This window comes from Paenibacillus sp. GCM10027627 (genome assembly GCF_042675505.1).
In the GTDB taxonomy this organism is placed as follows: Bacteria; Bacillota; Bacilli; order Paenibacillales; family Paenibacillaceae; genus Pristimantibacillus.
In genome coordinates this window covers 1-6,480 of the sequence record NZ_JBHTHB010000011.1, presented here as the reverse complement: position 1 = coordinate 6,480, position 6,480 = coordinate 1, and the positions used below count along the sequence as shown (strand labels likewise).

The 6,480-nt window shown below is 45.0% G+C and carries 6 protein-coding genes; 3 read left to right on the top strand and 3 right to left on the bottom strand.

Annotated features, from left to right (window positions below):
- Nucleotides 1-45 precede the first annotated feature (45 nt).
- On the bottom strand, nt 46-411 hold the full coding sequence (locus ACFQZE_RS23530; RefSeq protein ID WP_379361738.1) for a hypothetical protein: 366 nt from the start codon (nt 409-411) through the stop codon (nt 46-48).
- A gap of 5 nt (nt 412-416) precedes the next feature.
- Nucleotides 417-1,526, bottom strand: coding sequence for a ParM/StbA family protein (locus ACFQZE_RS23525; RefSeq protein WP_379361736.1), 1,110 nt, complete (start codon nt 1,524-1,526; stop codon nt 417-419).
- A 510-nt stretch (nt 1,527-2,036) separates the two neighbouring features.
- On the opposite strand from ACFQZE_RS23525, the gene ACFQZE_RS23520 reads away from it, so the two are divergent.
- From ACFQZE_RS23520 to topA, 3 genes are all read left to right on the top strand, one after another.
- Nucleotides 2,037-2,645: a hypothetical protein gene (locus ACFQZE_RS23520; RefSeq protein ID WP_379361734.1), complete on the top strand. Its 609-nt coding sequence runs from the start codon at nt 2,037-2,039 to the stop codon at nt 2,643-2,645.
- A 675-nt stretch (nt 2,646-3,320) separates the two neighbouring features.
- Nucleotides 3,321-3,815 (top strand): hypothetical protein, encoded by a 495-nt coding sequence (locus ACFQZE_RS23515; protein ID WP_379361732.1) that lies wholly within the window; start codon nt 3,321-3,323, stop codon nt 3,813-3,815.
- 15 nt (nt 3,816-3,830) lie between these two features.
- Nucleotides 3,831-5,513 (top strand): type I DNA topoisomerase, encoded by a 1,683-nt coding sequence (gene topA / locus ACFQZE_RS23510; RefSeq protein ID WP_379361730.1) that lies wholly within the window; start codon nt 3,831-3,833, stop codon nt 5,511-5,513.
- Between the two features lie 608 nt (nt 5,514-6,121).
- Here the strand turns inward: topA and ACFQZE_RS23505 are convergent.
- Nucleotides 6,122-6,343, bottom strand: a complete 222-nt coding sequence (locus ACFQZE_RS23505) for a hypothetical protein (RefSeq protein ID WP_379361728.1) — start codon at nt 6,341-6,343, stop codon at nt 6,122-6,124.
- Between the last annotated feature and the right edge of the window lie 137 nt (nt 6,344-6,480).

Here is a 6,480-nt window from a genome sequence, read left to right as displayed (position 1 = left end):
CCCCAAATAAAACAGGTGCCCTCGAAAACGTTCGAGGGCACCTGTTTAATCTGATTCAAGAGAGGATCTGCGAAGTCTACCGATTTTGTTCAAATCGGGTTTTTTTGCTGATTCTTTTGCTGATTCTTGTGTCGGCACTGAAATATCAGGCGGTGCTTCACTATTTTGTTTTGCTTGTAACTGTGGGAGAGAAATTCCTCCCCCATTTGTTATCAAACCTGACTTAATCAGTTTTTCAATAGCGTCATACAGTTCCATTTTATCGGCATCGATGGCCACTTTCGAACCGCTAATAATTTCTAACCCAATTTCTGTCGCGGATCGTAGTTTTTCTTGGCGTTTTGGATCTTTTTGGCTTTCCAACCACCACGATTGTATTTTTTGGCTTGCCAGTAGTTGTATGCGTGACAATTAGATCAGTCCTTTGTACTTGCAATTTCAGCTTGAGCAGCATGTAAATCTGGAATTACAAAGAATTTGCCAAACTTATACATGCCGCGAACAGGCGCAAATTGAGGATCTTCAGGAATTTGAACACGATTGGAGTTCCAGTTTTTAAAGAGATGACCCCATTCTTCAACTGGACCACCAACAACTACAATGCGATTGAACAAATCAGGATCGTCAATAATGCTGTTCAGTTCGGTACGTAGATCCTCGAAAACACCATGAATAGCTTGATCATACACCTCGTTGAAATTTTCAACATCTGTCCCAACAAAATTGAATGATTTGTTCTTTTTCTCTTTCTGAGGTTCTAGTTGTCTAGCGACTTCTTGTATATCGATTTGTTTCCCTAACGCCTTAGTGAGCCAAGCAGAACAGCGTTTATACACGTCAAGAAATGAAGTGTGCAAGGTTTCCTTGTCCATACGAATATATTCCATCTCGCTATAGCGGCTTATGTCGGTTGTTCCATAGCCACAATTGATGACTAGGACATCCTCATCCGCAATTTTTTCGTCAGCTACTTCGCCATTATCATCGAAATAGAGATCGTATAGAATAGCCTCAGTTTCACTCATTGGCTCGTATTGAACGACATTAATCACCTTGCGTTCACCGTTAACGTGGACTTTATGTAGGTCATGGAAGACTTTATTAAGTTGCTCACGCACGCCAGGGTTGTGAAAGTCATACGCAGGGGTTGATGTTACAAGAAGAATTGGAAGCATATCGTCAGCACCTTCTACTGCCTTTGCTAGCCCAACCTTTGCGTATGTTGCAAATAAGGGCTGGGAATAACGACTGAGACTGTTTCGAGAGTAAACAGGGATAGGTTCCAGCTTGTATGATTGAATGTCTTGATATCCTACAACCCACTCTTGCGGATCGGAATCTACTCGGTAAGTAGTCGCAGTGCTGCGTTTGGACATCCTAGTATTACCTTGAGGAGCAGTGTATCTTCCCAAAACCGCCTCGTAATGATCACGTTTGTTGTTATCCGATACGATTTTATTAAGTCCATTACCGGTGTCCATAGCCACCACATAAGTAGGCAGGTTGGTTTTTGTACTCTTTGCCATTAAATCTCCTCCATTACACACATATTGTTATTTATTACACACTCATATCGTACCACATACTTTTAGATTACACAATATATAATTAAAAGTGTGTAATGTGTGGAGGGATGTGCGAAAATGTTGTGTAACTATAAACCCTGTTTTACACACTTCTGCGATTCACGCGAAATATCCTGCTAGTCTCACAATGAAAAAAGGAAAAAATTCTTATTTGTGGAATTTAAGATAAAAAGCTTTGCTTAACAGAACGTGTTTTAAGTGATTTGTAGGCCATATGTGGCTTGTGAATCACATATGCGCCCCAGGAGTCTTTGTCAATGTAGGTCATATGTGATTTATGGGGCCTATGTGGGCTAAATGATTCATGGAATGTAGGTCATATATGGACTATAGGCCACTTGAGGCGATTGCGACATCAAGCGGTAGAGATGAGTTGATTTACTATTGTGAGTCACATATGGCCTGTAGAACACATGTGGTCCATATTTGCGGGTGATTGGAGGAGAAATAATGAATGAAAACGTTTGGGGAATAAGTGAGTTCGCTTCACTGGTAGGAAAACATGCAAATACAGTTGATATTTGGTTTAAGAAACTCGAAGAAAAAGAGCTGCATTATATTACTAGAATTAAAGGAGAGAAGGTTTACGATGAGCTTGATCTTAAAGTTGCCCGGTACATTCGCGAGAAAAGAAGTACCAGCGGAAAGACAGCATGGGCTTTAGATGCGATTTTTATTGAGTTGCCTGAAATCATGGATTTACGGCCATTCCCGGAAGGAATGACGTCTGCTGAAACTCAAATATTCGATTATCAAGGCGGCTTGCAAGAAGTTCTTTCCAGGGAATTTCATGAACGTGATCTCCGTTTGGCACAATTGGTTGATGAGGTTGTGGCCAAGCGTATGCAGGAGCTATTTTCATCATTAAAACACCAACGAGTAACGGAAAGTCGTCAAGCAAGGAAATTGCGGGAGGAAGCACTCAAGAGCTGGCAGGAGCAACCGGCTAAAGTCAGATTTTTAAGAAAAGGTTTATTTCATAAAGTTGAAAACGTGGAAGAGAAAGAACGCTATATAAAGACGTTCATAGACAAATATCATGAACAGAATTCTGAATAGGTTCCGGATAGGCTGCTTGAGGGAATCACCTCAAGCAGCCTATTTTATTAAGTATTTGATTGTTAATTAGTGTAACATTAAGAAAATCGGTGTAAACAAGTAGAATATTATTGTAAACAATCGAATTTGAATTGTTACAGTTAATTTCGCCGAAATATGAAAGTTCAAAACTACGTATTGACTTTTTAAAAAGTCATGACTTATAATTGGTAACAAGTGTAAATACAAAAAAGCCACCGTTAGGCCGGCGGCTTTTTGGAGAAGAACAAGGTTTGGAAGGCCCTAGTTCATCTCCTCCATACTATCAAACGATGCAGGAGGATGTACAGATGGAGTTGTTAATTGGAATTGTTGGATGGACAATCTTTGTTGTGTTTATGGCCCTATTGATTACCTGGTTATGTTTTGGCCATTTACTTGAAGGCGATGAAGTTTTTCCTGGCGAGTATAGGCTACGAGCTCGAGTCCGGGTATTTCGAGTTCGAAAACCGGCAAGAAGCTACCACCCCATGTCCGTCCGTCAATAAGATTAGATCCAAAAAGCAAAGGAGGATCCTTCCCCTTTGCTTTTATTTATTCAAAATGTTTCACAAACAATGTTCCACGGGTGTTTTAATCCGTAAATGAATACATTAATCCCTAAATGGATTAAAATACAGCCAGGAGGGATGTTTCATGGATCTGATTGCCCGTTATGTCAAATCAATCGAGCAAATGAAAAGCGCACGTGATTACATTAAACAATTAAACCCTGTGGATTACAGCCTCACAGCGGTTGCTAACGATTTAGATTTAAAAATTAACCAAGCAGAGGAGAAGCTGAACACATTAAGGGGGAAACATGCAGTTCATCGTTGTGAATTCTGTGATCGCCCCTTTGATGAGGAACCGGTTGTATCCATAGGCGGATTAAAAATTTGCCCTGTATGCAGGAGCCGAGGTCCGCAGTATCAACTGGGGAGTGTCCTGGAGGAAAAATACGATCTTCCTCAAGGGACGATAAAAAGGGATTGTCGGCCCGGTGAAGATGGCAAGGCTAAGCTTCAGGCTTATATGGATGTGGGTCTCGTCTTTAAGTCAGGATCACGTCCGATAGTTCATCAAAAGGTAATAGAGCTCTACTACATGGACGAAATTAACTACAAACGCAGATCTTCACGAGGAGAATAAATGGAGGGATGATGCATGTTGATGTTGATCATTGTGGAATCGCCTACAAAGGCCAAGCATATACAGTCAATGCTAAATTGTAAGGTTCTGGCTACTTATGGACATATCAAGGAGATGCCCAAAAATGAGATCGCTATCGATTACGCAAATAATTTTAAGCCCAAACTACACTTCATTCGAGGGAAGAATGAGGTCATCGCTAAAGTTAAGGCTGCAGGAGAACATGTCCAAAGTATCGTGCTAGCTACGGATCCGGATCGCGAGGGGGAAGGAATTGCTTATCATATCTATGAATCGTTGCCGATTAGCCTCAGGAAAAAGTGTAAAAGAGCGGTTTTTCACGCGATCACAATGGAAGGTGTCCGAAAGGGACTAGCAAACATGCGTGATTTAGATATGAATATGGCCATGGCGCAACAAGCTAGAAGAGTGCTTGACCGAATGGCTGGATATGAAATTTCTCCGATGTTGTGGGCAAGATTGAAAGGGAATGTTGGCCTTTCTGCAGGCAGGGTGCAATCAGCAGCTTTAAAATTAGTCGTTGATCGTCAGGACGAAATGAATCGTTTTGAATCTAAGGAGTATTGGATGATGAATGCAACGTTTCAGAGACATCCAGACTTATTGTTTAACGCTGCGCTTATTTATCGCGGGAACAAAAGTGTCGAGGCAGAACCCATCATGGAAAAATCTGAAGTTCAAGCAATCGCTGAACATTTGAAACAGTCACAATTCGAGGTTAATGAAGTCTCTATTCAAACGAAAAAATACAGGCCACCGGCTCCACTAATTACGACAACTATGCTGCAGCTTAGCTCGAGCGAGTTGGGTTTCAGCCCCAAAAAAACTATGAGTATAGCACAAGAATTGTTTGAGGGTGTACAAGGCCATGGCTTTATTACATACATGAGAACCGATTCTCCCAGGGTGGATGCTACGGCGGAAAGGGAGGCTGCTGATTTTATTAGAGGCCAGTATGGAGAAAAGTTTGTCAGAGATGAACATGTGGAATACAAAGCAAATGAAAATGCACAGGACGCGCACGAATGTATACGACCGACAGATATTAACTTCACACCAGACAAGGCAAAGCAGGTGTTGACTGGCGATCAGCAAAAGGTGTACAGGCTTATTTATACTAGATTTTTAGGCTCTCAAATGGCTTCTGCCATACATCACGAAACAAATGTTACTATATCGGGATGGGATAACGCTTATGAGACCCGGTTTAGGGCTTTCAGCAGCCGCATTTTGTTTCGAGGATGGCGAGATCTGCTAGCAAACGATGAAAATGGGCAGCGTCTGCAGCTTGGATTAGAAGGCATTGAAAAAGAAGACATCATCCGTATCAAGGATCTGGAGGCCAAAAAGCACCAGACCAAAGGACCGGCTGCTTACACTGAAGCAAGTTTAATTAAAGCGCTGGAAAAGTGGGGAATCGGTCGTCCATCAACGTATGCACAAATCATGGATCAGTTGTTATTACGCAAGTATGTTCAAATCGTAAAAGGAAAAGTTATAGTAACAGAATTAGGGGGAAAAGTTTGTCAAACTCTTCAATCTACATTTCCATCACTAATTGATCTTAGATTCACTGCGAATATGGAGTCGGAACTTGATAGAGTTGCAAACGGAGAGTTAGATTGGACGAAAGTTATAGAACCTTTTTATACTGCGATTAGAACAGCAAATTCATAATCCCAGAATGTAAAGCTGATGCCGAATTCTTGCGGTGTCAGCTATTTTTTATTTATACATAGCTGAAGCGCAGCCGGGTTGGCCAATCGATTGACCAGCTGCTGCGCACCGGCGGCGGATCCGGAGGAGCTGCAGCCGACGTCATCGCGGACGCTGCCGTCAGCTGCAGCTCGATCACCGGCACGAGACGTTCCTGGAGCGCAGCCGGGTCGGCCAATCGATTAACCAGCTGCTACACCGGCGACGGATCCGGAGGAGCTGCAGCCGACGTCATCGCGGACGCTGCCGTCAGCTGGAGCTCGATCGCCGGCACGAGACGTTCCTGGAGCGCAGCCGGGTCGGCCAATCGATTGACCAGCTGCTACACCGGCGACGGATCCGGAGGAGCTGCAGCCGACATCATCGCGGACGCTGCCGTCAGCTGCAGCTCGATCGCCGGCACGAGACGTTCCTGGAGCGCAGCCGGGTTGGCCAATCGATTAACCAGCTGCTACACCGGCGACGGATCCGGAGGAGCTGCAGCCGACGTCATCGCGGACGCTGCCGTCAGCTGCAGCTCGATCGCCGGCACGAGACGTTCCTGGAGCGCAGCCGGGTTGGCCAATCGATTAACCAGCTGCTACACCGGCGACGGATCCGGAGGAGCTGCAGCCGACGTCATCGCGGACGCTGCCGTCAGCTGCAGCTCGATCGCCGGCACGAGACGTTCCTGGAGCGCAGCCGGGTTGGCCAATCGATTGACCAGCTGCTGCGCACCGGCGGCGATCCGGAGGAGCTGCAGCCGACGTCATCGCGGACGCTGCCGTCAGCTGCAGCTCGATCGCCGGCACGAGACGTTCCTGGAGCGCAGCCGGGTCGGCCAATCGATTGACCAGCTGCTACACCGGCGACGGATCCGGAGGAGCTGCAGCCGACGTCATCGCGGACGCTGCCGTCAGCTGGAGCTCGATCGCCGGCACGAGACGTT

Excerpts from the sequence above, each read along its gene's own strand:
- ACFQZE_RS23525 (WP_379361736.1), bottom strand. The coding sequence starts at position 1,526 with ATGGCAAAGAGTACAAAAACCAACCTGCCTACTTATGTGGTGGCTATG.
- ACFQZE_RS23520 (WP_379361734.1), top strand. The coding sequence starts at position 2,037 with ATGAATGAAAACGTTTGGGGAATAAGTGAGTTCGCTTCACTGGTAGGA.
- ACFQZE_RS23515 (WP_379361732.1), top strand. The coding sequence starts at position 3,321 with ATGGATCTGATTGCCCGTTATGTCAAATCAATCGAGCAAATGAAAAGC.
- topA (WP_379361730.1), top strand. The coding sequence starts at position 3,831 with ATGTTGATGTTGATCATTGTGGAATCGCCTACAAAGGCCAAGCATATA.